19 protein-coding genes and 1 pseudogene are annotated in these 26,233 nt (G+C 60.4%); 2 read left to right on the top strand and 18 right to left on the bottom strand.

Annotation, left to right across the window (positions count from 1 at the left end):
* Positions 1-9: 9 nt before the first annotated feature.
* The 17 genes from OCX61_RS07255 to flgB all read right to left on the bottom strand — a co-directional run bounded on the left by OCX61_RS07255 (position 10) and on the right by flgB (position 22,391).
* Entirely contained in the window at positions 10-1,140 is a 1,131-nt protein-coding gene (locus tag OCX61_RS07255; RefSeq protein ID WP_261943198.1) for a DegT/DnrJ/EryC1/StrS family aminotransferase, read from the bottom strand.
* A 171-nt stretch (positions 1,141-1,311) separates the two neighbouring features.
* Complete coding sequence (locus tag OCX61_RS07250; RefSeq protein ID WP_261943197.1) at positions 1,312-1,881, bottom strand: acyltransferase; 570 nt, start codon at positions 1,879-1,881, stop codon at positions 1,312-1,314.
* Positions 1,882-2,165: 284 nt separating this feature from the next.
* On the bottom strand, positions 2,166-3,113 hold the full coding sequence (locus OCX61_RS07245) for a ketoacyl-ACP synthase III (RefSeq protein WP_261943196.1): 948 nt from the start codon (positions 3,111-3,113) through the stop codon (positions 2,166-2,168).
* A 248-nt stretch (positions 3,114-3,361) separates the two neighbouring features.
* Positions 3,362-6,805 carry a glycosyltransferase family 2 protein gene (locus OCX61_RS07240; RefSeq protein WP_261943195.1) on the bottom strand — a complete coding sequence of 1,148 codons (3,444 nt, stop codon included), beginning with the start codon at positions 6,803-6,805 and terminating at the stop codon, positions 3,362-3,364.
* A gap of 178 nt (positions 6,806-6,983) precedes the next feature.
* A complete protein-coding gene (locus tag OCX61_RS07235) occupies positions 6,984-10,547 on the bottom strand; it encodes a glycosyltransferase (protein WP_261944277.1) in 3,564 nt (1,187 codons plus the stop codon).
* 73 nt (positions 10,548-10,620) lie between these two features.
* Positions 10,621-12,204, bottom strand: a complete 1,584-nt coding sequence (locus OCX61_RS07230) for a flagellar hook-associated protein 3 (RefSeq protein WP_261943194.1) — start codon at positions 12,202-12,204, stop codon at positions 10,621-10,623.
* 13 nt (positions 12,205-12,217) lie between these two features.
* Complete coding sequence (flgK, locus tag OCX61_RS07225) at positions 12,218-14,251, bottom strand: flagellar hook-associated protein FlgK (RefSeq protein WP_261943193.1); 2,034 nt, start codon at positions 14,249-14,251, stop codon at positions 12,218-12,220.
* 12 nt (positions 14,252-14,263) lie between these two features.
* Positions 14,264-15,430 carry a flagellar assembly peptidoglycan hydrolase FlgJ gene (gene flgJ / locus OCX61_RS07220; RefSeq protein ID WP_261943192.1) on the bottom strand — a complete coding sequence of 389 codons (1,167 nt, stop codon included), beginning with the start codon at positions 15,428-15,430 and terminating at the stop codon, positions 14,264-14,266.
* Between the two features lie 11 nt (positions 15,431-15,441).
* Positions 15,442-16,551, bottom strand: a complete 1,110-nt coding sequence (locus tag OCX61_RS07215; protein WP_176508759.1) for a flagellar basal body P-ring protein FlgI — start codon at positions 16,549-16,551, stop codon at positions 15,442-15,444.
* A gap of 12 nt (positions 16,552-16,563) precedes the next feature.
* The gene (gene flgH, locus OCX61_RS07210; protein WP_103446469.1) at positions 16,564-17,259 is read right to left on the bottom strand and encodes a flagellar basal body L-ring protein FlgH; all 696 of its coding nucleotides are present in this window, start codon (positions 17,257-17,259) and stop codon (positions 16,564-16,566) included.
* A 45-nt stretch (positions 17,260-17,304) separates the two neighbouring features.
* Positions 17,305-18,090 carry a flagellar basal-body rod protein FlgG gene (gene flgG, locus OCX61_RS07205; RefSeq protein ID WP_027921148.1) on the bottom strand — a complete coding sequence of 262 codons (786 nt, stop codon included), beginning with the start codon at positions 18,088-18,090 and terminating at the stop codon, positions 17,305-17,307.
* 47 nt (positions 18,091-18,137) lie between these two features.
* Entirely contained in the window at positions 18,138-18,878 is a 741-nt protein-coding gene (gene flgF / locus OCX61_RS07200) for a flagellar basal-body rod protein FlgF (RefSeq protein ID WP_261943191.1), read from the bottom strand.
* Positions 18,879-19,175: 297 nt separating this feature from the next.
* Positions 19,176-19,361 carry a hypothetical protein gene (locus tag OCX61_RS07195; protein ID WP_261943190.1) on the bottom strand — a complete coding sequence of 62 codons (186 nt, stop codon included), beginning with the start codon at positions 19,359-19,361 and terminating at the stop codon, positions 19,176-19,178.
* A 72-nt stretch (positions 19,362-19,433) separates the two neighbouring features.
* Complete coding sequence (gene flgE, locus OCX61_RS07190) at positions 19,434-20,780, bottom strand: flagellar hook protein FlgE (protein WP_261943189.1); 1,347 nt, start codon at positions 20,778-20,780, stop codon at positions 19,434-19,436.
* 27 nt (positions 20,781-20,807) lie between these two features.
* Positions 20,808-21,521, bottom strand: coding sequence for a flagellar hook assembly protein FlgD (gene flgD / locus OCX61_RS07185; RefSeq protein WP_261943188.1), 714 nt, complete (start codon positions 21,519-21,521; stop codon positions 20,808-20,810).
* Positions 21,522-21,536: 15 nt separating this feature from the next.
* Positions 21,537-21,980, bottom strand: a complete 444-nt coding sequence (gene flgC / locus OCX61_RS07180) for a flagellar basal body rod protein FlgC (protein ID WP_261943187.1) — start codon at positions 21,978-21,980, stop codon at positions 21,537-21,539.
* A gap of 3 nt (positions 21,981-21,983) precedes the next feature.
* A complete protein-coding gene (gene flgB, locus OCX61_RS07175; RefSeq protein ID WP_054886324.1) occupies positions 21,984-22,391 on the bottom strand; it encodes a flagellar basal body rod protein FlgB in 408 nt (135 codons plus the stop codon).
* Positions 22,392-23,237: 846 nt separating this feature from the next.
* On the opposite strand from flgB, the pseudogene OCX61_RS07170 reads away from it, so the two are divergent.
* Positions 23,238-24,580 (top strand): annotated as a pseudogene (locus OCX61_RS07170) (DUF6861 domain-containing protein).
* A 15-nt stretch (positions 24,581-24,595) separates the two neighbouring features.
* Positions 24,596-25,219, top strand: coding sequence for a GAD-like domain-containing protein (locus OCX61_RS07165; RefSeq protein ID WP_261943186.1), 624 nt, complete (start codon positions 24,596-24,598; stop codon positions 25,217-25,219).
* Between the two features lie 155 nt (positions 25,220-25,374).
* Here OCX61_RS07165 and cheR read toward each other — a convergent pair whose 3' ends face one another.
* Positions 25,375-26,202, bottom strand: a complete 828-nt coding sequence (cheR, locus tag OCX61_RS07160; protein WP_261943185.1) for a protein-glutamate O-methyltransferase CheR — start codon at positions 26,200-26,202, stop codon at positions 25,375-25,377.
* Positions 26,203-26,233 lie beyond the last annotated feature (31 nt).

Raw genomic sequence — 26,233 nt, 5'->3', positions numbered from 1 at the left:
TGACAGCTGTCAGGCAAGCGCAGGCTTGGTATGACACGCCAGCGCGATATCAATGATGTTTTGTTGAGTATCGACGGGCAATTGCGGATAAATCGGCAGGCAGAGTACCTGACGGGACACATGCAGCGCGTGTGGCTGGCCCGATAATGCGGCGCTGGGCAATCCGCGATACATCGGGAACTCGCTGATCAATGGATAGAAGTATCGGCGCACCAGGATGCCTTGCTCACGATACCGGTCGTACAGGGCATCACGACTGCAGCCGAATCGCCGCTCGTCAACCAGCACCGGGCAGTAGGCGTAGTTCCACTCGAGCCCCGCCGGCGGCTCCAGCAGACTGATGCCCTCGACGCCCTCGAAGCCTTGGCGATAGCGCTCGAAAACTGCACGACGCTGGCCCAGCGCACTGTCGATATGACGCAATTGCAACAAGCCAAATGCAGCCTGCACCTCATTCATCTTGCCATTGATACCCGGCGCCATGACCGTGGTTTCGTCAGCGAAACCGAAGTTTTTCAGGTAGTCGATCCGCTGCTTGATCTTGGCATCCGGACAGATGATGGCCCCACCTTCGAAGGTGTTGAACACCTTGGTGGCATGGAAGCTCAAGATCGACAGATCTCCATGATTGAGCACGCTGACCCCGTCCTGACGCACGCCAAATGCATGAGCGGCATCGTAGATGACCTTCAGCCCGTAAGTATCTGCCACGCGCTGAATACCTTCGACATCGCAAGGCACTCCGTAACAGTGCACCGGCAGAATCGCAGTGGTAGCAGGTGTAATTGCCTCTTCAATCCGCTTGGGGTCGAGGTTCTTACTGACCGGGTCGATGTCCACGAACACCGGCTTGAGATTGTTCCAGAGCAGCGAATGGGCAGTCGCCACAAACGAATAAGGCGTGGTGATCACTTCACCGGTGATACGCAACGCCTGCAGCGCGGCCACCAAAGCGAGCGTTCCGTTGCAGAACAAAGAAAGGTGCTTGACCCCCAGATAGCTGGCAAGCTCCTGCTCCAGTTGCTCGTGAAAAGGGCCGCCATTGGTCAGGCGCTTGCTATCCCAGATCTCTTGCAAGTAGGGCATGAATTCTTCAAGAGGCGGCAGCAGTGGGCTGGTGACAGTGATCAGATCGGCCATGACGACGAGGCGCTCGCTGTGAAGGAGTGAGGAGGTTCATGGCAAAGCAGTCATCGTCGATACTCGCCCGCGTCATGAACCTGACGATTGGCTTGGCGGAGCAAAAAACCGGCCAACATCACTTTGCCCTGTGTACTCGGCATAAAACATGCGCAGCCAGAGGCGCTGCCTTCAAGCCCCCTTGCCAGCTACAAACTGCGCCTCCAACGCTAGCAAGGTTTGTTGACGCTCTTTGATCCGCTTGGCCGGAACCCCGGAGTAAATACCGAATGGCGGGCAACTTTTCGACACCAGACTCAGCGCTCCAATAGCCACACCATCGCCCAGAATTGCACCCGGCAGAATGACGCTGCCTGACCCGACGATCACATGCCGCCCCAGGCAGACATCCGCATCGACAACACCTTTGAATGCATCAGGGACTGTGGGGTTGGTAAGACTTGCTCCACTGTAGTCATCACTGCTGCTGTAAACCGACACCCTCGAGGACAAGCCACTGAAATCGGACAAAGTGATTTTGCCGGCACCGGTCAGCAGGCAATACACGGCGATGTGTACATGACTGTGAATCTCAATCCCGCCAGCACCTGCGGACAGCACGCAGAAATCATCAATGCGCACATTGTCGCCAATGGCGATATGCCTGCAATTGTAATAAGAGGCTTTGGCTGAAAGGCGTACATTCGCTCCAACGCGAGAGAAGCCCATGGCCTCGATCTCGGCTCGACTCAAAAAACCCATATACCCATCCTTAGCCAAAGACCCATGAAATTTCGCACATTTTCAAACCGCAGCGCCTGCTGCTCTCGCAGCATTTTCCGCTTGGCGCCAACAGAATGACAGAGCTTTTCAACAGCGGCCCCATGACATGCTCCTGATTACTTCGAACTGCCTGGAACCTTGTCGTCGACGACATCCCTACCACGCGTAGCGATCGCCCAATGCTCCGCCATTCCAGACATCCTTGTCGACACGCAAAAAAACGCCGCCTGAAGTAGGCGGCGCTATCAGCACACTGCAAAAAATCACTCTTCGCGCTGCAAGATCGCCGACCCCCACGACAGCCCGACACCAAAACCGCTGATGGCCACGCGCTTGAAAGTGGAGTCGAGCACATGCTTCTCGAGCAACAAGGGGATGCTGGAGGAAACGGTATTGCCCGTCTCGATCATGTCCTTGACGAATCGATCTTTGAGCGCCTCGCTTTCGTCGGCTTCCTCAAACCGCCGAGCAACCGCGTCAACGATTGCAGCGCTGCCCTGATGAATACAGAACGCATCGATATCTTTGGCCTGCAACTGTGACGCCTGCAGCAAGTCCTGCAGGTGCGCAGGCACTTTGAGCAGGGCGAAGTTGAAGACTTGGCGACCGTTCATGAAAAACACACCATCGGTCACTTTCAGATGCGGCGCACCCGCACCATCGGTACCAAAGCTCGCCTTGCCCAGTTGCCATTGAGCATCTTCGCCCATCCAGGTAGCCGTGGCCGCATCGCCGAACAGCATTGCCGTATTGCGATCCTCGGGATTGACGATCTTCGAGTAAGGATCGGCAGTGATCAGCAATCCGTTCTTCAAGCCTGCGGCTTCCATGAACCCCTTAAGCGCATAAAGGCCATAGACATATCCGGAACAACCAAGGGATACATCGAATGCCGCTACGCGCGTGGTCAAACCCAGTTTGTCCTGAACGATGGCTGCGGTATGGGGCAATCCCTCTTCGTCACCGTTCTGAGTAACCACGATCAGCGCATCGATTGCCTCTCGCGACAGCTGCGGGTTAGCGGCGAACAACGCGTTGGCCGCCTCGACGCACAGATCGGAGGTTTCCTGGTCATCGGCTTTGCGCGGCAGGAATGCCGAACCGATCTTACCCAGAATGAACGTTTCGTCCTTACCGAAACGTGCACCTTGTTCGTAATTATCCGTGCCTTGTGCCGGCACATAGCTCGCAATGCTTTTGATGCCAATCATCATGGCTTCCCAATAATATTAGCTGCTCTGTATCACCGCTCGACCCATGGGATTCCAATCCCTTGGGCAGCGAAGGAGTGCAGGCGAACGGCCGGCAGCATCGACCGGCCGGAGGCACCCGTAATGATATAGAGATGCACCTAGTGACCCGCAAGTCACACCTTCGGCTAACCATCTCACATTTATGCCGCGTGCGCACCTGCCTCAGGCCTGCGCCTTTGACAGGTGCACCGCATGCCCGTGGCACACTAGGGCATGCAAGCCTGCAACTGATCAGACGCCACAGACGCCCCGGAGCACCCTGAAACAGTGGCTGTGGCCGCGCGGTCAAATAACACCGGCACCCTTCGAACATCCGCATGCAAACCCTGCAGCAGGCGCTCGAGCTGAGCGTCTGCCACCAGGACCCGATCGACCCAAGGCAAGGCTTGGCGAATGTGCTCGGGAAGTTCCTCGGCGCCTTCCAGGCCTGACCCTGCCATTGCGGACAGATCCAGCACCTTGACGCCTTCGTAGTACTGCCCGAACAGCGACAACACCATCGGATCCCAACGCCCGATCTCTCCAGGCACTACCAGCACATCGGGCGCAGTGCGCAACAGCTCCGCCACTTGCAGGTTATGCGGCACTGCCAACACCGTGGCGATTTCCCGCAGGCCGGACCAAGGCTGAGCCAGGCTCGCAATCTGGCCGGGGCCGCCCAACAGCAATACCAGCGGCCGGGCACGCAACCGTGGCTCTATCAAGGGTTTGTCATCCACTCCGAAGCCATTGCCACCTAGGGACAAGTTACGGTTGTAGGCAGGATCATTGACCAGCATCGGCATCCAGCGCTCATAGAATGCCCGCTGTTCTTTCACGAACCGCACCCGCTTGGCGCTGCTGGCATGCGGGTCAAGCATGACCTGACTGACACTGCCTTCGTGCATGACCACCGCGCGCTGGGCCCAGACCGTCAGGTAACCGGCCTGCCCCACCCTCAGGCAAAGGTCCACGTCATTGTAGGAAACAGCAAACGCCTGCTCATCCAGCCCGCCAACCTGTTCGTAGACCGATTTTCGGATCATCAGGCACGCCGCAGTGACCGCACTGAAATTCTGATCCAGCTGGCTGCGCCCCATGTAGCTTGGCGCCTCAGGATCATGCGCGAGCCACGGATGCTCTGCAGGACCACGCAAGCCCAACACAACACCGGCGTGCTGCAACTTACCATTCGGATAGTGCAGCCGCGCACCGACGATCCCCACTTCCGGGCGCAGGGCATGGTTGAGCAATTCGTCCAGCCAATTGGCGTCGATCACTTCAGTATCGTTGTTCAACAGCACCAGGTAATCGCCACGTGCTGTCGCTGCAGCCAGGTTGTTCATCGCGGAGAAGTTGAACGGGTGCGGATAGCGCAGCACACGAACCCGGTCAGCCGGCATTGCCTCGAGCCCGGCCAACCAATGCCTGGCCTCCTCTGTCTCACTCTGGTTATCGATCAGGATGACTTCGAAATGCGGATACCGAGTACGCTCAAAAATGCTTTCCACACATCGAGATACCATGGCCAACTGATCGCGGGTCGGCACCAGAATCGACACAAGCGGGCGCTGCGAATGGCCGTAACGCAGATGGTAAGCGCGCGGCCGCGGCTGCAACACCACACCGCGCTCATACCCCCTGGCAGCCAGGTGGCGGCGTAATGCGCCGACCTCATCGTGATTGCTTTCACACACGTCATGATCACTGATCAGCAACACTTCATCACAGTGGCCGATCCCGGACATGCCTCCCGCTTCGATCATGCGCAGTATGAAGTCCAGCGCCGTGGCTTGCGGGAACTGGGTGCTGTAGCCACCCAGTTCAACGAATACCTCACGACGGATCAACCAGTGTTGCGCCATGGTACGTGGCGACGAAAGCAGCAGATCGAAGTTGAAAGAGGGGCGGTAGAGCGAGGTCAAGGTGCCCGTTGGCAGCCGCTGCAGCTCGTCGCAATAAACGGCGCGGCAAGCGTCGGCTTGCTGCAGCTCCACCGCAACCTTGAGCAATCCATAAGGTGTGAAGGTTACACCGTTCTGCGCAACCAGCAGCCATTCCCAACCGGCCCCTTCCACCAGACGATTAAGCTGCTGCTGCCAGTCACGCGGCTGTACCCTGACAAAATGCAGTCGATCGGAGGCCTGTGTCGATACCGGCGGGATCGAGGTGGTCAGCACGACGATCTGATAGTGGGTAAATTCACCTTCGAGCAAGCTGTCGAGCGACGCCTGCAACTTGTCCATGTCGCCTTCAAGGTCGAGCAACACCAGACCCAGCAGACTGCCTTTGAGCTGCGACTTCAGCCCCTGCAACTGCTTCTCGTCCGGTTGCCAGCCATGCAGCCGCTGATACAGCAAGCCGCTCAGGCTATCTTCGAGGATCGTCACCGCACCGTCACGTTGCGCCTCTTCGAGGCGCCCCAGCCAATCTTCAAGCCGCCGGGCCAGGTCCAGTTCACCGTTGCGCCGCACATTCGCCAACTGCTGCCGACCAAGGCCTGCATCGAACGGGTAAAGCTCAAAGGCTTCTCCTGCCCGCTCAGCAAGTTGCTCTGCCCCCTGCCCTTTGCGTGGCCTTGACCGCTCACGCTGCTCGAGCAGAATGGCCTCCAGCACCTGGACCTGGACCGCGCCACCAGGCAAGGCATGCACGAGGAACTCGATGTGCTCGAGCACCTTGAAGAAGGCCTCGTTGTAGAAGGGCATCTCCATGTACTGCTCAGGCTGGAAGCGGTGCTGGGCACCTGTTCGCCAACCCAACTCGCAGCTGAAGATCTCTTGCACGACCAGCGATACCTTGCCTGCCAGGCAGCGCCCGATATCGCCCACGGCCAGTCGCACCCGCTCATCCGCCCCGCCAATGCCAGGCAAGCTGCTGAGGGCGCCGATGAACTGCTCACGGCGCGCAACAGCCTCGGGATCGGTGCTTAAGAGTTTTTGCTCAAGACGCACCTCCGCCTCGGTCTCGGGGTAATTGAGCGCCCGCACGCCATAAGGCACAGGTAACACACGCGCCTTGGCCTGGCTCAGGAAGAACAAGGTCTGGCCGAGCGCAAGGAATTCGTTGTCAAGCACAGGCGCCTGCTCATGCCAGCGGGCGAGCAGCTCAGTGCGCATGACGGCATCGAGCATCGGCACAAAATGCCGAGCTAGGCCAAGCAAGCGCTGGTGCGGCTCTTCCTGAGCATAATCTTCCGGCCCTTTGCGATGGCGCAGGCAATAACGGATGTTCGTGCCGGAAGCGAGGTAGCCCAGGTCGTATCCGTGGCAGTATCCGTAGTCGGGATTGGCTTCGAGAAAGTCCAGGCACTGCTCGAGACCATCGGCGATGAGAAAATCATCAGCTTCGATGAACGCCACGAACTGGGTGCGCACTCGCCGCACTGCGAAGGCATGCATTGCCTGGTCGCCTTCCGATACCAGCTCCGGCGCATGGTAATAGTCGACTTCAGACGGGTCTGTCCAGTGCGCAGGCCGCACGGATGCGTCCACGACCATCAGCCGGCCTGCCCAACTGGCATGGTACTGCAAGGCACGGCGCAACAGCACAGGGCGCCCCCGGCTGATGATTACCAATGTCAAACGTTCGGCGAAGCCCATCCGCCCACGTTGCTCTGAGAGACCTTGCATAGGTAAATCCTTCCCCAAAAAAATGCGCGCCAGCGTCATCCGCGACTCACCCTTCAGCCACGGATTACCCACGTGGCATGATTGTTCACATTCAGGACATCAAACTTTTCCGCCGACTCACCGCAAGACCGGGAGTGAAGACGGGTTTATGACGCTTGCCGAGCAAGTTGCAGGAAGTGCGCCAATAGTTCGGGCAGGGCGCGGTTCAGACCTGACCTCAGTCCGCCAGCCAACCCCACTGCCAATGTTGAAGACTGTTCGCTTGCAGCATGAAATTTCTGTGCACGGTTTCACGCAGCTCATCGCCCAGACGGTAGCTGGCATCGGGGTCACGCAGATGCATGCGAATGGCATCAACCCATTCCCGGGTACTGTTGCTAAATACCCTGGTGCAAGGAAGATGACCACGATAGGCAGCGGTATCGGTGCAGATCACCGGATAGCCACAGGCACCGTATTCAAGGAGGCGCAAGTTGCTCTTGCAGTCATTGAAGACGTGGAACTCCAAGGGAGCCAGCGCCAGGTCGAGATTCAGGCTCGCCAACTTCGCCGGATACGCCTGCAGCCCGACCAATGGATGGAATTCGTGCACATAGGGGCGCAGCGCCGGGGGGCACATACCAAAGAATACCCACTCAACCTCCCCTGCCAGTTCTCGCACAACGTCGGCAATGACCTCCAAGTCACCGCTGTGACTGGTACCGCCACCCCAGCCTACCCGGGGCTTTTTCGATGTGCCCCGGCGCCCCTTCAGCGCTGCCCACAGTTGAGGGTCCAACATGTTCGGCACGACGCGGATATCCTGGTGCATGTCCGACAGCACATCGGCCAAGGCCTGGGTAGTGACCACCACCCGGTCACACAGACTTATGCAACGACGCAGATGCTGTTCGATATCGCTCGGCTTGTTGCGAGCGTGGGTGTTCTTCTTTGGCGTGTCGACGACATAATCATCGATTTCATAAATGCGCCGCGCATTGGAAAAGCGAGCCAGGCGTGCAATGTCACGCCCGCCACTTTCGCTGTGCCGCAATTGCACCACGATGACATCCGGGTCCAGGCGCGCCAGCTGTACAGTACTCGGCATTTCATAAGCCAGCCGACCGATGACATGGCCAGCCACTTCCAGTTCTCGCAGTGGCTGGATCACACGATACTGCCCCACCGCCGATGCATTGACCGGCAACGCCAGCACACTGGGCACGGCGCGCGCGCAAAACGGGTTCCATGCCGCGCGTTGCCCAGGGTCGAGGCTGAAATTGGCCAGCATCAGGTTCAGGTTTGGATTGTACGCAGGATCACGGGCAACGGCAGGCAGCCAACGCTCGCAGAAGGCATCCTCTTCATCCGCACGGTCTGCAGACGACGCCTGCAAAGGTGCCTGGGCCTGGCTATGAAGGGTGGCATGGGGTGTCCAGACCACCAGATACCCTTGACGCCCTGCACGCAAGCACAGGTCGATCGGCGCCAATCCTGAGGAAAACTGCTGCGCGTCGAGCCCGCCGAGTTCGTCGAACACCGCCCTGCGCACCATCATGCAGGCCCCCGCGACCGCACTCCAGTTCTGCACGACCTGCAAACGCTGCAGATAGCCACGCCCCAGTCCATCCTCACCGGCACAGACAGGCCCAACCGCATCGTTGACACCCAACACCATGCCAGCGTGGACGACCTTGCCGAAGCAGTTGAGTACCCGGCCGCCAACCACCGCAACCTCCGGGCGCTGAGCCTGCTCCAGCAACTCATCCAGCCACTGGCCTTCGGTCACGTGCAAGCCAGCGTCCACCATCACCAAATAGCTGCCATGGGCATGAACACTGGCGGCATTGACCAATTCGACCGCATCGCAACCCAGGCCAGGCCCCAGCACCCGCAATATCGCGCTGCCGACTTCGGCCATTGCCTCCAGCCACGCGGCCACGGCGGGCTGCACGTTGTCAGCGGTAACCAGCAGCAGTTCGTACCGAGGGTAGCGCGTAAGCTCCATGATGCTCATCACGCAGCGCTGCAGTGTCAGCAGGTCATCACCACAATTGACGATAATGGAAACGAGTGGCTGCTCGGCGTGCAGGTAATGAACGCGATTGAGCACGGGCAGCGGCTCAGGTTCCATACGATGCGCAACCCCCATCCGCTGCAGGTGCGCAGCAACGACTCTTAAGCTGTTACACGCGACTGCGTCCTGCGCCAGCCACTGGGCGAAACTTTGCTGCGACTGAAGCTGCAACTCGGCAATATGCTCGATCACCTGCGGCCCGTGGCGTTCCACCAGCCGCCACAGCAGATCGTGTGGCGCCAGCTCGCCGAAGGCCGAGTCGAAACCGCCAGCGACCCGCAATGCCTCGCAGCTGAAGGCCAGCGCACGCCCGACATAAGGGTAACTGCGCATCAGGTCGATATTGAAGTCCGGCTTGAAGACCGGCTCGCAAGGCTGCCCATCGATCCAGGCGCCCTCATCGCTGTAGACGCATGCCAGGCGCGGCAGCACGGCAATCCGCTCGGCCAGCACCAGCAGTGCAGACTCGCTAAGCCGATCACCGGCACGCAAAAGGTACACCCACTCGTCAACCCCGCAAGCCTCGACCAAGGCGTTCAACTGCGCAGGCCAATCGGCTTGCAAGGGCATCGAGCGGACGCCAGGCTGGTGTTGTGGCTGACTTGAGAGCACCAGGCAGCTATGGGCAGGATAGAGCTGATGATCGAGACTTTGAAGGGTCTGGCGCAACATCTCAGGCTCGGCCTGCGGGTCCGCTATCAGCACATTGATGCGTGGCTGGCGCGGCCAGGCCTGAAGTGTCGCAGTCAGTTGAAGGCGCTGCGCCGGACTGAGCTGACGGGCGTCAAGCCATTGCTGATAAAGTTGCTCGTAGCTGTCGCAATCACTGCCGATGCGCCCGAGCATCGCGGTTTGCCAATTGCTCAGCATCAGCACCATACCCATTTCCTGCCAGGCTCGTGGCGACACGGCAGCCTCGACCAGCGGCACATGACGCACCCAACCGTCCGCAGGCGCACCCTCCCCCCCCCGCTGCGCCAGCATCTGCTGCAGCCAATCCCACTCCTGCATCAGGCCATCGATGACGTCCGTTTGCTTGCTAAGGCGCAGCGGATGCAAGCGCTCGACCGCCAGTACATCGCTGAGCATCACCAGATTGCCCCTTCGCAGCAGGCAGCAGAACAGGGCCTGATCGAGCAATGCGACGAAGCCGAGCTCATGCTCTGTCAGAGCCTGCAGGAGAGCCAATGCCGGCTCGCGACGCATCAGTGCCGAGGAGAAATTACCGAGAAAATTCAGCGGCCTACCGTCGAGCAGGGCCAGGATGTCGCCGCCGTTGAACAGCGTATCCGAGCTGGCGTACCGAGCGTTGGCCAGGCGCATTGGCAGTACATAGTTGCCCGCGTCGGCAAACATGCGCTGCGCCATCACCAGCGCTACTTCGTCATGCGCCTGAAGCACCTGGACCTGACGTTCGACGCACAGCGGAAACAACCTGTCGTCATCGCACAGCACCTTGACCAGATCGGCGCGGGCCAACTGCATGGCACGAATGACATTCTGGCCGAAGCCAAGCCGGCGCGGATTGCGCTCATAGCGCAGGGTGACGTGGTCAGGCACTTCAACCGCTGCCACCAGCGCCTCGATCTCGCCTGCCTCGCTGTCATCGCAGATCAGCACCTCCAGCCCCCGCTGCGTCTGCATGATCGCGCTTTGCAGCGCCATGGCGAAATGCTGCGGGTGGTAGGCAGGAATGATGATACTGACGACAGGGGTTTCAGTCACAACGCGAGACCTTGAACGATGATCAGGCGCCATGCCGCATCGTATGGCGCATCAGAAAAACCGGCGGAACCGGTCAGATGTAGTTCACCAACGACAAGTTGGCGACCTTGGCATAGGCCTGCAGGGATGCCTGCAACATGTTGGTCTGCATCTGCAGGCGCAACATCACTTCAGCCGGATCGCTCTCGCGGATCGAGCTCTGGGTCTTGGCGTTTTCGGTACCCAGCGCTTCGTTGGTTTCGGCTTGGACGTCCAGCGCCTGGCCACGGCCACCAATGGCGCTGACCGAGGATGAGACCTGGTTGATGGCGCTACCGATATTGCCTACTGCCGAATCCAGCGATGACAGGAAGTTCTGCCGGGCAACGGCATCATCGTCCTGAGGCGTGGTGAGAGCGGTACGCAGCTTGCTGATGGTATCCAGCACATTCTGCGTCTGGTGAGTATCGACCTTGACCCCGAACGTATCACCGGCAGCCGGCGCCCCCGACAGTTCGAAGCTGACCCCGGCCGCAGTCGCGGTAGTGCCGTTCGCGCCGCCCAGCGTACCGCTGGCCACCGGCCGACTGTCGCTCGTCACGGGCGATGCGTACAATTCGAAGGTGCTGGTGCCGGTGAACTTGAGCACGGCACCGCCGGCCGGAAACGCCGCCTTGTAGGCTGCATCATCGGTGATGGTGGCACCCGTTATCTGCGTGGACGAGGTATTACCCGCACTGCGGGTACCGATCACATCATCGGCTTTGGAGCTCAAGGTGAACTCATGGCCAACGATGACACTGTCTTCGTTACCCTTGTCACCACTCTGGTAAGTGATATTCAGACGCAGGTCGACACCCCGGAAGCTGATCACGGTATCTTTACCATCCGGGTCGAACTTGCCACCCTGGCTGGCTTCAAGGGTGACGTCATTGTTGTTGGCGTCGGTGACCTTGAACTGGGTGCTGCTGATGAACTCGATCTTGTAGGGCTCGCCACTGCGGAAACGGTCGTTATAGCTCGAACTGCCCGACACCTGGCCATTTGACAGGCTGACTCGGCCGTCATCAGTGGCCGGCGCGGTCAGTGTGGTCTGGCTGCGGCTGGTGTTCAGCGCCTGCTCGAAGGCATCGTAGCCGGTTTCATTGGCCGCCAGGCTGAGCATGTCGCCCACCTGCAAGTTGAGCTTGCCCTGGTCACCCTGGTAGCTGTAGGTGCCATCGGCATTACGCGTGTAAGGAGGGGTGTCACCTTTGGAACCAGAGAAAATGTACTTGCCGTTCTCATCCTTGCTGTTCATCAGCGAGAACAGCTGATCTTCAAGCGACGACAGCTCATCGGCATTGGCCTTGCGGTCGGCATCGGTAAACGAGCCATTACCTGAACTTACCGCCAGTTCATTGACCCGCTGCAGGATGGTCCCAATCGAGTTCAGTGTACTTTCGGCAGTACCCAGCGCATTGCGCACATTGGTAATGTTGCCGCTGTACTGCTTCAGCATGTTCTGCTGCTGCTCCAGCTGTAGCAACCGCGCCGCCCCCACCGGGTCATCCTTGGCCGAGCGCACGCGGATACCATCACTGGCCTCCTGCTGAGTCTGCACGGTCTTGGCAAAGTTGCTCTGATAGTTGGCCTGGTTGGTGTTGTAGAACTGCGAAGTAGAGATGCGTACGCTCACGATCTACGGCTCCTTAAAGACTGTTGATCAGGGTGGCGAAGGTTTCCTGGGCCGCCTTGATGATCTGCGACGACGCGGTGTAGTACTGCTGGAACTTGATCAGGTTGCCGGTCTCTTCGTCGATCGAGACACCCGACACGCCATTGCGCGCATCCAGCGCGGAGGTGTGCAGGGCTGTGGTGGCATCGCTGTCCATCTGCGCCTGGCCGGCCTTGCCGCCGACGTTGGACACAAGCTTGGCGTAGGCATCGGTGAAGCTAATGCCCTTGCCGTCAGCACCCACCTCGACGGTGGACTTGGTCTGCAGATCGATCACCGACTGGCTGTTGCGATTGTCTGCCGAGCCCGCGCCGGTCAGCGCCACGGTGTAGCTGTCGCCGTTCTTCGGTGCGCCAGAGACGCTCATCTCGAAGGTGAAGCTGCTGCCCAGCGAGGTGCCACTGCCATCGACCATCGGCACCGACAGCTGCAGCTTGTTTTCCTGGCCGGGGATGATCGTGCCGCTGCCGATATTGTTGCCCTTGGCGTCATACATCGTGTACGCCTGCGGCGAGCTGCCGTCGTCACCGAACACCAGCTTGACCGGGGTCGAATACTTCAGGCCGGTCTGCAGCTGCGAACGCTGGGCGGCATCGTAAATGTCCAGCTCCGAAGTCAGCGTCGGCTGGGTGATGACGCCGGTACCCTTGTTGCCGGAACCGCTGGTGGCGGTCAGCGGCGCGGCCAGCGCCAGGCGCTTGGGGTCGGTCAGCACGGTGTCGATGTTGGCCGCGGCATTGCGCGTCGGGGTGATCTTGAAGCTGTCGCCGGCGCTCAGGGCTCCGCCGTTGAGCGACAGGCTGAATCCGTCGATCACCGGCGCCGGGTCGTCGTCCAGGCTGTAGGTACCCATGTCGGCGCCATCCGGCAGCTTGCGTACGGTGTACTCCTTGTCGCTGGTGAAGGTTACTTGGTAATCGCTGGTGGTGAGCTTGCCGGTGTCCTTGATGGTCACATCAAGGTTGCCGGAGCCGGCGCTGTTGCCCGACTTGGCGATACTGCGCTGGGCGATGGCCGCGGCGCTGTTGATATCGCCGAATAGGGTGGCACCAAACTCACCATTCTTGTCGATCCCCTGCGCCAGCTGGCTGTTGATGGCATCGGCCACCACCAGAGCCACACGGCCGAGCTCGTTCATCGCAGGGTCCAAGGTGTCCTTGCGGTAGCGAATCAGGCCACCCAGCTCACCACCGGTGGTGCTGTTGGTGATGTCCATCTTGGTCGAGCCGCGATTGAGGATCAGGCTCATGCGGGTCGGGTCGGTGGCGCTCGGCTCAACGCCGATGGTCTGGGTGGTGTTGCCCAGCACCAGGGCCTGGCCGTTCTTCAGGTAGACGTCGTAGTTGCCGTTCTTCTGTTCCACCACGTCGGCACCGATCAGCGCCGACAGCTCGCGCACCGCGCCATCGCGCTGGTCGAGCAGGTCGTTGGGCTGGCCGTTGACGGCGGTCATCTTGGAAATCTGGCCGTTGAGATCGGCAATCGACTTGGTCAGGGCGTTGACCTTGTCAGCGATCGACGCCATGTTGGCGTTGATGTCGCTGTTCTGCTGGTTGAACTGCGCCGACAGGGTGTTGAAACGCTTGGCCAGGGACTGGGCGCTGGTCAGCAGCAGCTGGCGCGAGGCGTCCTCGGTCGGCTTGGCGGCAGCATCCTGCATGGCGCTGAAGAAGCTCTGCAGCGCAGCGGTGATGCCGGTGTCGCTGCTCGACAGGGCGGTGTCCAGCGGGGTGATCTGATTGAGGTACGAGGTGGCGTCGCTGCTCAGCGAAGTGGTGGTACGCAGCTGGTTCTCGAGGAACGCGTTGTACACCCGACGCACGTCGGCCAGGGTGGTGCCGGAGCCGATGAACACCTGGCCAACCTGCTGGCCGCCCTTGGTCTTCTGCACGTTCTGCTGGCGCGAGTAGCTCTCGACATCGGCGTTGGCGATGTTGTTACCGAGGGTGTACATCCCCGACTGCGCGGCGCCAAGCCCCGACATACCAATGTTGATCAGACTCGCCATGGTTCCATGCCCTTAAAGTTTCGTTGTAGTACCGAGCGCTGCGTATTGCTCGTACGACTTCATCTGTCTTGCGATCTGCGAGATCTTGCTGGCGTAGTTCGGGTCGGTGGCGTACCCGGCCTTTTGCAGTTCCCGCACGAATTGTTCTGGGTTATCGGCCGACTTCACCGCATCTTGATAGCGCGAATTGTTCTGCAGCAGGCTCACCAGGTCGTGGAAACTGTCCTGGTACGAATCGTAGGAACGGAACGCCGCCGTCTCCTTGACGAACTGGCCGTCGCGGAATTCGCTGGTGATCGCCCGCGCCGAATCGCCTTCCCAGTTACCGCTGGCCTTGATGCCGAACAGGTTGTGGCTGCTACTGCCGTCACTGTTGCGCATGACCGACTTGCCCCAGCCGGTTTCCAGGGCGGCCTGGGCCACCAGGTAGCGCGGGTCGATGCCGATGCGCTTGGCAGCCTGCTCTGCCATCGGCAGCATGGTGGCGACGAATTCGTCGCCGTCGGCAAAGGCCTTCTTCGGCGCCAGCGGTGGCTGCGCCACGGCGCGGCCGGTGATGCGCAGGCCGTTGTCCGGGATGGAGATGGCCTTGGCCACCTGCTGCCCGTCACGGGCCGGCACGGCGGCGCTGTTGGTGGTCGCAGCCGGGCTGGTGGCCGAGGGCACGATACCGGCCAGCAGGCGGTCGGTGAGCTTGCCTGGCAGCGCCAGGCGCCGCGAATTGAGCGCGGCGACGTCGTTGCGCGCGGCCGTGGTCGCGGTGGCCTGCACCGGCTCGGCCACCTTGTTGCCCCACAGCGTCGGCGCGCTACCTTCGATACGCGGGAACGGGCTGGTGTTGGCCGGGGTGCCCTTGTTCTTCGACAGCTGGCGAACCAGCACGTCCTGCAGGCCGATACCGCCACCCTCGCGGGACATGCTCACGGCCAGCTGCTGGTCGTACATGTCGCGGTACTGCTTGACCGTCTCGCTGTTCATCGGGTTGTCGTCGGCCAGCACGTCGCTGGCCTTGCGCGAGGCCTTGAGCATCTCGCTGATGAACAGCGACTCGAACTCCTGGGCCACCTTGCGCACGTTGGCGTCGCTGTCGCGGTCACCGTGCTTGAGCGAACTCAGGCGATTGAGGTCGGTGTAGGCACCGCTGTCGGCGTGGCTTGAGACCAGGCTTTTCGAATTCATCCGCGGCCCCCTCAGATCACGATCAGGTCGGCCTGCAAGGCGCCGGCCTGTTTCAGTGCTTCGAGGATGGCCATCAGGTCGCCCGGTGCCGCGCCGACCTGGTTCACCGCGCGGACGATCTCATCCAGCGTGGTCCCCGGACCGAACTTGAACATCGGCTTGGCTTCCTGTTCGGCATTGACCCGCGAACGTGGCACCACTGCCGTCTGGCCGTTGGAGAACGGCCCCGGCTGGCTGACGATCGGGTCTTCGGTAATGGTCACGGTCAAGCTGCCGTGGGTCACGGCCGCAGGCGAGACCTTGACGTTCTGGCCGATGACGATGGTGCCGGTCCGCGAGTTGATGATGACCTTGGCCACGGCCTGGCCTGGGTCGATCTCGAGGTTCTCGAGGATCGACAGGTAGTCGACGCGCTGGCTCGGGTCCATCGGCGCGGTGACCCGCACCGAGCCGCCGTCCACGGCCTGGGCCACGCCTGGGCCGAGCAGGTCGTTGACTTTGTCGACGATGCGCTTGGCCGTGGTGAAGTCCGGGCGGTTGAGGTTCAGGGTCAGGCTGTTGCCCTGGTTGAAGCCACTCGGTACCGCGCGCTCGACCGAGGCACCGCCGGGAATGCGACCGGCCGACGGAACGTTGACGGTGATCTTCGAGCCGTCACGGCCTTCGGCATCGAAGCCGCCGACTACCAGGTTACCCTGGGCGATGGCGTAGACGTTGCCGTCGATGCCCTTGAGCGGGGTCATCAGCAGGCTGCCGCCGCGCAGGCTCTTGGAGTTGCCGATCGACGAAACGGTGATGTCCACCACCTGGCCCGGCTTGGCGAATGCCGGCAGGTCGGCATGCACCGAGACTGCGGCAACGTTCTTCAGCTGCACGTTGCCGGAGCCGGCCGGCACCTTGATACCGAACTGCGACAGCATGTTATTGAAGGTCTGCAGGGTGAACGGGGTCTGGGTGGTCTGGTCACCCGTGCCGTTGAGCCCCACCACCAGGCCATAGCCGATCAACTGGTTGGAACGCACGCCGGAGATGCTGGCAATGTCCTTCAGGCGCTCGGCGTGAGCACCGAACGCGCAGGACAGGAGCAGGGTCGCGGCAATCAGCTGCCTAACGTTGAACATGTTCATCCGTACTCAGAAGGGCCAAAGCGGGCTCATGAAGAAGCGGTCCAGCCAGCCGGGCTGACTGGCATCGGCGAACGAACCGGTGCCCGAATAGGTGATGCGCGCATCAGCCACCCGGGTGGACGGCACGGTGTTGTCGGTGGCGATATCGTCGGCGCGGATCAGGCCGGCGATACGCACCAGCTCTTCACCGGTGTTCAGGGTCATCCACTTCTCGCCGCGCACGGCGATGATGCCGTTGGGCAGCACTTCGGCCACGGTGACCGTGATCGAACCGGTCAGGGTGTTGCCCTGGGTGGCCTTGCTGTCGCCCTTGGTGGTGCGGTCACCGCTGTAACCCGCCTCCAGCGACAGGTCGCCGCTGCCGAACGGGTTATTGGTGTTCGGGGTGGAGCCGAACAGCGAGGTCAGGCCGATGTCCGCCTTGCTGTTCTTCTGGATCTGCGAACCTGCGTTCTTGCTCGCCGAAGTGCGTTCGTTGAGGGTGATGGTGATGATGTCACCCACGCGGAACGCCTTGCGGTCGGTGTACAGGCCCTGCTCGAAACCGGCCTGGTAGATCGAACCGTTGTTGGCTGCTGCCGGCAGCGGGGTGCGCGGCAGAACCGGCGCGTAATACGGGTCGTTCGGCTTCGGCGTCGGCGCGACGCAACCTGCCAACACAACCGCCCCCCCCAGGGCGAATACAGACAACAGACGCTTCATGACACTTACCTCACGGTGTAACGGGAGTAGAACCTGCACTAGGGTTTAGAGCTGTTGCGTCACGAACGACAGCATCTGGTCGGCGGTGGAGATGACCTTGGAGTTCATCTCGTAGGCACGCTGGGTGGTGATCATGTTCACCAGCTCTTCCACGGTGCTGACGTTGGAGTTTTCCAGGGTCTGCTGCAGGGTGGTGCCGAAGCCGTTCAGGCCCGGGGTACCGACCTGTGGCGCGCCACTGGCGGCGGTTTCCAGGAACAGGTTGTCACCGATCGCCTGCAGGCCAGCCGGGTTGATGAAGTCGGCGGTCTGCAGGTTGCCGATGACCTGCGCAGCCGGGTTGCCGGCGGTGGTGATCGACACGGTGCCGTCCTGGCCGACGGTGAAGGTCTGGGCGTCGTTCGGCACCACGATCGCCGGCTCCAGGGCAAAGCCTTGGGCGGTGACGATCTGGCCATCGGAGTTCAGGTGGAAAGTACCGTCACGGGTGTACGAGACGGTGCCGTCCGGCTGCAGCACCTGGAAGAAGCCACGGCCGTTGACCGCCATGTCCAGCGGGTTCTCGGTGGTCTGCAGGCTGCCGGTCTGGAAGTTCTTCTGGGTGCCGACAATGCGCACACCGGTACCGACCTGCAGGCCCGATGGCAGCTCGCTGTCCTGGGTCGACTGGGCGCCTGGCTGACGCTTGATCTGGTACAGCAGGTCGGCGAACTCGGCGCGATCACGCTTGAAGCCGGTGGTCGAGACGTTGGCCAGGTTGTTGGAAATGACAGTCAGGTTGGTGTCCTGGGCGGACAGGCCGGTTTTAGCGACCCAAAGAGCCGGAAGCATCAGTATTCTCCTCGTGCGCCTGTTTTACGGCACCCGTTCAAAGTTGGTTAGCCGATTTGCAAGACACGCGCCATGGCTTCATCGCCTTCCTTGGCCGCGTTCATCATTTTCACGTGCAGTTCGAACTGGCGGGACAGCGCCAGCACCGAAGTCATTTCTTCCACGGCGTTGACATTGCTGCCTTCGAGGAAGCCCGACACCACCCGCACATTGACGTCGGCGGCGGCCGGTTGGCCGCTCTGGGTGTGGATCAGCCCGTCCAGGCCCTTGGTCATGCTCTTGATGTCCGGGTTGACCAGCTTGATGCGATCGACCTCGGCCATCACCCGTGGGTCTTCACCCATCGAGCGGATGCTGATGGTGCCGTCGGCACCGACTTCGACTTTCTGCTCGGGCGGAATGGCGATCGGGCCACCGTTGCCGATCACCGGCATGCCGTTGCCGGCACGCAGCACGCCGAGGGCGTCGATGTTCAGGCTGCCGGTGCGCACATAGGCTTCGCTGCCATCGGGCGCCTGCACGGCGATGAAGCCCTGCCCCGACACAGCCACGTCCAGGTCACGCCCGGTCTCGACCATCGGCCCTTCGCTGAAGTCGGTGGCCGGGCGCTCGGTCATGGCAAACGCCCGCGACGGAAAGCTGTCACCGAACACCGGCATCGAGCGCGCCTGCTCCAGGTCACGCTGGAAACCATTGGTGGAAACGTTCGCCAGGTTGTTGGCGTGGGCCTTCTGCGCCAGCGCGTTCTGGCTGGCGCCGGTCATGGCCACGTAAAGCATCTTGTCCACAGTCATCCTCCGCTGCACTGACGATCGTTTGCCGCTCGCCGTTGCTGTGCAGGCTCTAAAGCAAGTTCCGAACCAACTTTTCAAATTCACGAAAAAGCCCGTGAATACGGGCTTTTTCGGGGTTTTGCCATGGGCGTGCCGCCGGATATCCGGCGCCGGGTTGCCGATAGCGGCAAACCGGTACCGGCCTCTTCGCGGCGGTTCGACAACCCCGCCCCACAGGTACGGCGCAATCCTCAAGACCTGTACAGATCCTGTGGGAGCGGGTTCACCCGCGAAGAGGCCGGCACAGGTCAATCACGGTTCGCGGCAACCGCCATTACTGTAGGGCCCGGCGAATTTCTTCCAGCCCTCCCCTGGCGACCACTGCGCGCACACCAGCCGGCCATCCGCCTGACTTTCCCAACGCCACCAGGGCGCGGTGCCAGCCTGGGCCTGGTACAGACACAAAGCAGCGATCAATGTGGCAAGCAGCTTTTTCATGATCCCTCCTGCAGATACGACAGACCCCTTCACAAGAAAGGGGTCTGCCCACGCCCATTCAGCCAGCGACCATCAGGTCATCTGGATGATGGTCTGCATGATGGTGCTTTCGGTGGAGATGGTCTTGGCGTTCGCCTGGTAGTTGCTTTGCGCCTTGATCAGCTCGACCAGCTCCTGGGTCAGGTTGACGTTGGAGTTTTCCAGCGAGTTGGATTCAACGCTTCCCAAGGTACCAGTCTTCGGCGCATCGATACCCGGAATGCCCGAGGAGTAAGTCTCGGTCCAGCGGGTACCACCGATCTGCTGCAGGCCCTGGTCGTTGGCGAAGCTGGCCAGCGCCACCTGACCGATCGCTCGCGACTGCTGGTTGCTGAAGCTGGCGAACATCACACCCGTGGAGTCGATGCTCAGACTCGACAGGATGCCGGTGGCATAACCATCCTGGGACTGAGACATGCGCGCAGTCTCGGTGTTGTACGAGGTAGTGCTGTTCATCGACAGGCGCAGACCGTCGGTGCTCTCGGTGGAACCATTGGCGATCCAATTGCCGCTGGCATCCTGGGTCGCCGGGATCCAGCCTTTGAGGGTGAAGGTGTTGTTGGTCACGCTCCACTCGGCACCGGTGGGCAGGCCTGTGGTATCAGTGGTCATCGAAGCCACGCTGCCGTCGCTGTTGAAGCTGATCGCACCCGTCAACGGGGTAGTGCTGGAGGGATCCATCGGGTTGCGGCCGTCGACCAGGGTGTACATGGTCCACTGGTTCGTATCGGTCTTGCGATAGAACTGCTCCATGGTGTGCTCGTTACCCTGGCTGTCGTAGATCTTGGTCGAGAACGACTTGGTGTACGAGGTATCGTCAGTCGGATCGAAGACGATTTCACCCGCTACGGGCGGAGTAGACGGCAGCGGGATCGAGGTGGCCGATGAGTTAAGGTTGATGCCCTGGTCGATCAGACTGGTAGCCTTGGGCTGCAGTGCCGAGGTATCGATCTGCAGGTCGGTCAGAACACCCTTCTTGATGTTGCCGTTGGCATCGGCGGCATAGCCTTGCAGGCGCAGGCCATCGGAGGTAACGACGTAGTTGTCCTTGCTGGTCTGGAAGGCACCGGCACGGGTGTAGACCATCGAGCCATTGTCAGACAGCACGAAGTAACCCTGACCCTGGATACCCATGTCCAGAACGTTGCCGGTGTTGTTCACGTCACCCTGGGTGAACTGCTGGGAAACCGCAGCCAGGCGCACGCCGTTGCCGACCTGGTTCTTGCCCACGCCCAGACGGTTGGCGCCGGCGTAGACGTCGGCGAACTCGGCACGCGACGATTTGAAGCCGGTGGTGTTGACGTTGGCGATGTTGTTGCCGGTAACGTCCAGTTGCTTGTTGGCTGCGTACAGACCGCTAAGGCCGATATTGAAAGACATGCTGTAACTCCTTGTGCCGTTCCGGCCTTAGATACCGATGGTTTGTACGTCGGACAGGGAAACCTTGCCGACCCCGGCGAGGTTGAGCACCATCTCGCCCGTGGTGTTGAAGCTGACACTGGTGACCTTGGCCGGCAGCAGGGTGTTCATCTGCACCGACTTGCCGTCCACCGTGGTGCTGGCGGTGAAGGTGTAGGTGCCCGGGTCGACCTTCTCGCCGCTCGCATTGGTGCCATCCCAGATGAAGTCGGCATAGCCGGCCTTCTGCTCGCCCACTTCAATGGTCTTGACGGTGTTGCCGTCCTTGTCCTTGACGGTGATCTTCGCCCCGTCAATGGCCTGCGGCACGACGAACTGGCCATTGAAGCTGTCGGCGGTATCGACCACTGCCTTGTCGTTCTGCACGATCACCGAGCGACCGACCAGCGACGAGGCCTGCAGCGCCTGGGACGAAGCCATGGCACTGGTGATGTTGGTGACCGACTCGTTCAGCGAGGTAATGCCTTCAAGGCTGCTGAACTGGGCCAACTGGGCCACGAACTCGCCGTTGTCCTGCGGATCGAGCGGGTTCTGGTGCTGCATCTGGGTGACCAGCAGCTGCAGGAATGCATCCTTGCCCAGCGAGCTGTTGCCGGTCTGCGAGGCGGTATCGGTGGTGGTCTTCTTGGTGGTACCGGTGCTGACACCGGACGCCGCGAGGACGTCGTTGAGGTTTACACCACTGGAGGTATCGATGGCCATGGTCCGGCTTCCTTATCACTGACCCAGGGTCAGTACTTTCTGCATCATGTTCTTGGCGGTGTTCATCAACTCGGCGTTGGTCTGGAACGCACGGCTGGCGGAGATCATGTCAGCCATCTCCTCGACCACGTTGACGTTCGGGTAATAGACGTAGCCGTCCTTGTTCGCCGCCGGATGATTCGGCTCGTAGCGCGCGTCAAGGTTGCTCTGGTCTTCGACGATGCCCTTGACCTGCACACCCTGCCCTGCCTCGCCCTGATCCTCGAACAGCGACTGGCTGACGCCACTCTGCGCATTCTGGAAAGTGGTGGCGAACACTGGGTGGCGCGCACGGTAGGTCTGGTCGATGCTCGACGACACGGTCTCGGCGTTGGCGATGTTCGAGGCGACGGTATTGAGGCGGGTGTTCTGCGCGCTCATGCCGCTGCCGGCAATGTTGAAAACACTGGAAAGGGACATGAATTACTCTCCGCGCAGGGCCGAAACCAGCCCTTTGAATTTACTGTTGAGCAAGGTGAAGCTGGCCTGGAAACCGATGGCGTTTTCCGTGTAGTTCGATTGCTCGATCTGGGCGTCCACGGTGTTCTGGTCGATCGACGGCTGGGTCGGCACACGGTACTGCAGGGTGTCGTCAGCCATCGCCAGGCCTTCGGCTTCGATGTGGCGGCTGTTGGTGCGATCCATGGCGAAGCGGCCGCTTTGCTGCTTTTGGCTCTCGGCGGCAAGCACCGAAGAGAAGTCCATGTCACGCGCCTTGTAGTTGGGCGTGTCGGCGTTGGCGATGTTGTTGGCCAGCACTTCGGCGCGCTGGGCGCGGAAGCCCAGTGCCTTTTCGTGAATGCCAAGCGCCTTGTCGAAACTGATGCTCATGTCGGGGAAACCTTCGAAGGTTGGCCGGAATTTCGTTGAGCAAGGTATAGCAAGGGCTGTGCCACATTGTTGAATGCCCGGAAACACTGGGCTGTGGCGGATTCACGTAATGGCGCGATGCCAGAAAAGCGGCAAAGTGCTTCCGCTTGGCGAAGGGAAAGCGGCAATTGCCGGGTGGCAAAAGCGGCAAAACAAAAAATTGACGTCAGATGTTGGGGCGGGTGTATCGCGCTGAATGCGTGCCGTTCAAGATCGAGCGCCGCCCGCGCGGCGCATCGCGAGCTGCGCTCGCTCCTACGTTTGTTTCGGGCCAGTGACGCCTGTGCCAGACGCGCGCGAACGCCTTGTGGATACGACGCGATATTGCGTCATGCGCCCAGGCGTTCGCGCGCAAATCCCCCAGGAATCATTGGCCCGAAACAAACGTAGGAGTACGTCGAAAGCCTTGCAGCGCCCTTGAGATCGAGCGCCGCCCGCGCGGCGCATCGCGAGCTGCGCTCGCTCCTACGTTTGTTTCGGGCCAGTAACGCCTGTGCCAGGCGCGCGCGACCGCCTTGTTGGCACGACGCGATATAGCGCCATGCGCCCAGGCATTCGCGCGCAAATCCCCCAGGAATCATTGGCCCGAAACAAACGTAGGAGCGAGCGCAGCTCGCGATGCGCCGCGCGGGCGGCGCTCGATCTCAAGGGCGCCAAATCCCTCCAGCCGTACCCCTCGCAGCAACAACCCAATCCCGAACGTCCCCCTCCAGCATCGAATCGACTTTTCCTACAACTGACTCAGGAACGTCCTACCCCCACCCCATGATGTGATTCCCCTGCACAAAACTGGCAGGGAGACGCCTCATGCTGCTCTGGCACATCGTGCCCACCTGGCGCGATATCGAGTCACGCATCACCGATGAAATGGGCTATCAGGGAGGCGCCCATTTCCGTACCTACCTCAACGAAGAAGTGCCATCACTGGCCCTCAACCTGCGCCGTGTCGACAGCGTGCGGCGCGCTTTCTACAAGGCCGAATGGGTAGCGGGCGAACTGCTGCGCCAGCGCTTCGCCGACCTCGACATCAAAAGCATCCTCAACGACCTGCTCGGCGTCGCCGAGCAGATGGCGATGATCGTCGCCGGCAGCGCCCTCACTGGCGGCCTGCTCGGTGCCGGCATCGGTGCCTTCGCCGGCGGTGTCGGTGCATTTCCCGGCGGGGTTGCAGGTACCGCCATCGGCTTCAAGGTCAGCGGCTGGATCCTCGGTGTGCTGGGCATCGCCTCCCTCGCCGAGTTCTTCGTCGACGGCTTGCCGCGCATTGGCGAGTGCTACCTGGATGGCATTGGTATCGCCTGGGAAGGCCCATGCGGCGAACAGGGGCTGAGCGCGTTCAGCCAGGACAACCCGTTTGCCATCAATCAGGCCGCGCATTTCATTGCCACCGGGCATGTCGAAGTGGTGATGCTGCTGTTGGGCGCCATGGTGTCCTACCTCACCCGTGGGGGTGGCAATGCCGGTGTGCTGGCTCAGGAAATGGCCGCTAGCAAGAAAGGCGCGCGGATTGGGCAGTGGATGCTCAAACATGAGGAGGGGTTGAAGAAGCGGCCGGATTTGCAGGTGCCAGAGCGGCGCAAGGGAGCTGTAGGCGGGCGGGAACCAGAGGTGCCGAACACCCACAAGAATGACAACGGGCCGACGAAAAGCCGACCGGGCCACATGGCATTGCATCACGTTGAATGCTTAAAACAGGCAAATTGCCGGAGTATAAAATAGGGGAATTCAAGCGCCAGTTGAATGGCCAGGAAGACGGGCTCAACTGGATGACGGTTGAGGAGTTTCTGGAGAACGTTTCGAGCCCGAGCAAGAGAAAGTCTGGAACAGCAAAAAAAGCAAGGGAACGCTACCAAGGCTCCATCCAACAAAGCATTGAGAATGAGCTACAAAAAACTATGGATGCATTTGAGGCGCAGCAGGTCGCGATCGAAAAAACCTTGAATAGGATGTCGGTTTTAGCAGCACTACACAACCCAGATTTAATCGCGGGAGGCAAGGACGCGATCTCTGACTTCGGAGACCGTAAAGTTAATTCGACAATCGGGCCTCAGTGGAAATCAAAAATACCCAACTTGAAAAAAGCTGCCGAAACAGTCCCACCAGAGCTCCGAGGAACCACTCGAATGAACGTTAAACTTCACAAATGCTGAAGCGAGAAAATTAACATGGATAAGATTTTTGCAGCATTTATCGAAAAATTCGGCACCCCTATTGATCGCATAGAGGTACCACCCTCCACGATAGAACGGTACAAAGACAAACTCCCTGCAAAACTCTTGGAATATTGGTCCGAACACGGCTGGGGGGGCTACGGCCAGGGAATTTTCTGGCTGGTTAACCCACAGGAATATGAGGCAGTGGTCTCATCCTGGATCGATGGCACCAAGCTAGCGGAACACGACAATTATCACCTAATTGCACGCAGCGCGTTTGGCGACTTGTATCTATGGGGGGAAAATAGCGGCTTTTCACTTGAAATCACAAGCGTCAGCTCCAACTACATTTTCTATAGAACAGACTTTTCAAAAGAACAGTTAAACAATCACCTTCAAGGTTTCATTCTCTCAAGAAAAGTTGAATCGAACGACTTCAACGACTTGTTCAAACCCGCGCTAAGCACACTTGGCCCGCTTAAACATGATGAAATGTATGGTTTTTTCCCTGCACTCGCACTTGGCGGATCCGACTCTCTCAAGTTCTTGAAAAAAATCAGTGCCGTTGAGCATTTGATTTTCCTTGCTCAACTGACTGACCTAGAGCCGTATTTTTTCTCAGAAGTACCGAGTTGACAATGTTGTCCAAATTTTTCAATTAGATCTGCTTTGCGCCTGTGGGGCGCACATCTGGGCTTGGTGGATAAAGCGAAATCAAGCGCCGCGCGGGCGGCGCTCGTTCGGACGGCCACTACAGAAGCACCGGAGTGTGCCTGGCGCGCCCCCCCTTCTCACTTCGCCTGGTAAATGATCCCCGGGCTGCACTGAACCATCTGGTAATGGTCTGGCAACCCATTCAGCGCCTCCGAGGCACCGAGGAACAGGTAGCCCCCAGGCTTCAGGGTGCTGTGGATGCGCAACAGGATGTCCTTCTTCACCTGCGCCGAGAAGTAGATCAGCACATTGCGGCAGAACACGATGTCGAACTTGCCCAGGCTCGCGTAGCTGTCGAGCAGGTTGAACGAGCGGAACTCGACGCGGCTGCGGATCGCCGGCTTGACCGCCCAACGCCCCGGCCCCTTGGTGTCGAAGTAGCGCTGCAGGCGCTCCTGGGACAGGCCACGGGCAATCGCCAGGCTGTCGTACTCACCGGTCTTGCAGTTGGTCAGCATCGAGCCGGACAGGTCGGTGGCAACGATCTGCGCACCCATCTTCAGCTGGCCCAGGTTGCTGCGCTCGAATTCGTCGATGGCCATCGAGATCGAGTACGGCTCCTGCCCCGACGAGCAAGCCGCCGACCACATGCGCAGGCGCTGGCCGGGGTTGTTCCTGATGAACTCGGGGATGACCTTGTTCTTCAACACTTCGAACGGGTAGGTATCGCGAAACCACAGGGTCTCGTTGGTGGTCATGGCATCCACCACCTGCTCGCGCAGGCCGCCCCGCGGCTGGGTCTGGATGCGCTGCACCAACTCGCCCAGGCTCTTGATGCCCTGCTGTTCCATCAGCTTGTTGAGACGGCTGGAAACCAGGTACTGCTTATTCTCGCCCAGCAGGATGCCACAGGCTTTTTCCAGGAATACCCTGAACTGTTCGAACTCCAAATTACCCGTAGACACTACTGCCGCCTCTTTTCAATCACTGGTGCCG

The organism is Pseudomonas sp. LRP2-20 (assembly GCF_024349685.1).
Classification (GTDB): Bacteria; Pseudomonadota; Gammaproteobacteria; order Pseudomonadales; family Pseudomonadaceae; genus Aquipseudomonas.
Note: the sequence above shows the minus strand (reverse complement) of the source record. Positions and strands in the feature narration are given on the sequence as shown.

What these genes read in the sequence shown, in the direction of transcription:
- OCX61_RS07195 (WP_261943190.1), bottom strand. Translation starts at nt 19,361, where the DNA reads ATGAAAAAGCTGCTTGCCACATTGATCGCTGCTTTGTGTCTGTACCAG.
- OCX61_RS07165 (WP_261943186.1), top strand. Translation starts at nt 24,596, where the DNA reads ATGGATAAGATTTTTGCAGCATTTATCGAAAAATTCGGCACCCCTATT.
- flgC (WP_261943187.1), bottom strand. Translation starts at nt 21,980, where the DNA reads ATGTCCCTTTCCAGTGTTTTCAACATTGCCGGCAGCGGCATGAGCGCG.
- OCX61_RS07255 (WP_261943198.1), bottom strand. Translation starts at nt 1,140, where the DNA reads ATGGCCGATCTGATCACTGTCACCAGCCCACTGCTGCCGCCTCTTGAA.
- OCX61_RS07215 (WP_176508759.1), bottom strand. Translation starts at nt 16,551, where the DNA reads ATGTTCAACGTTAGGCAGCTGATTGCCGCGACCCTGCTCCTGTCCTGC.
- OCX61_RS07245 (WP_261943196.1), bottom strand. Translation starts at nt 3,113, where the DNA reads ATGATTGGCATCAAAAGCATTGCGAGCTATGTGCCGGCACAAGGCACG.
- flgJ (WP_261943192.1), bottom strand. Translation starts at nt 15,430, where the DNA reads ATGAATTCGAAAAGCCTGGTCTCAAGCCACGCCGACAGCGGTGCCTAC.
- OCX61_RS07240 (WP_261943195.1), bottom strand. Translation starts at nt 6,805, where the DNA reads ATGACGCTGGCGCGCATTTTTTTGGGGAAGGATTTACCTATGCAAGGT.
- flgD (WP_261943188.1), bottom strand. Translation starts at nt 21,521, where the DNA reads ATGGCCATCGATACCTCCAGTGGTGTAAACCTCAACGACGTCCTCGCG.
- flgG (WP_027921148.1), bottom strand. Translation starts at nt 18,090, where the DNA reads ATGCTTCCGGCTCTTTGGGTCGCTAAAACCGGCCTGTCCGCCCAGGAC.
- flgH (WP_103446469.1), bottom strand. Translation starts at nt 17,259, where the DNA reads ATGAAGCGTCTGTTGTCTGTATTCGCCCTGGGGGGGGCGGTTGTGTTG.
- flgB (WP_054886324.1), bottom strand. Translation starts at nt 22,391, where the DNA reads ATGAGCATCAGTTTCGACAAGGCGCTTGGCATTCACGAAAAGGCACTG.
- OCX61_RS07250 (WP_261943197.1), bottom strand. Translation starts at nt 1,881, where the DNA reads ATGGGTTTTTTGAGTCGAGCCGAGATCGAGGCCATGGGCTTCTCTCGC.
- flgK (WP_261943193.1), bottom strand. Translation starts at nt 14,251, where the DNA reads ATGGCGAGTCTGATCAACATTGGTATGTCGGGGCTTGGCGCCGCGCAG.
- flgE (WP_261943189.1), bottom strand. Translation starts at nt 20,780, where the DNA reads ATGTCTTTCAATATCGGCCTTAGCGGTCTGTACGCAGCCAACAAGCAA.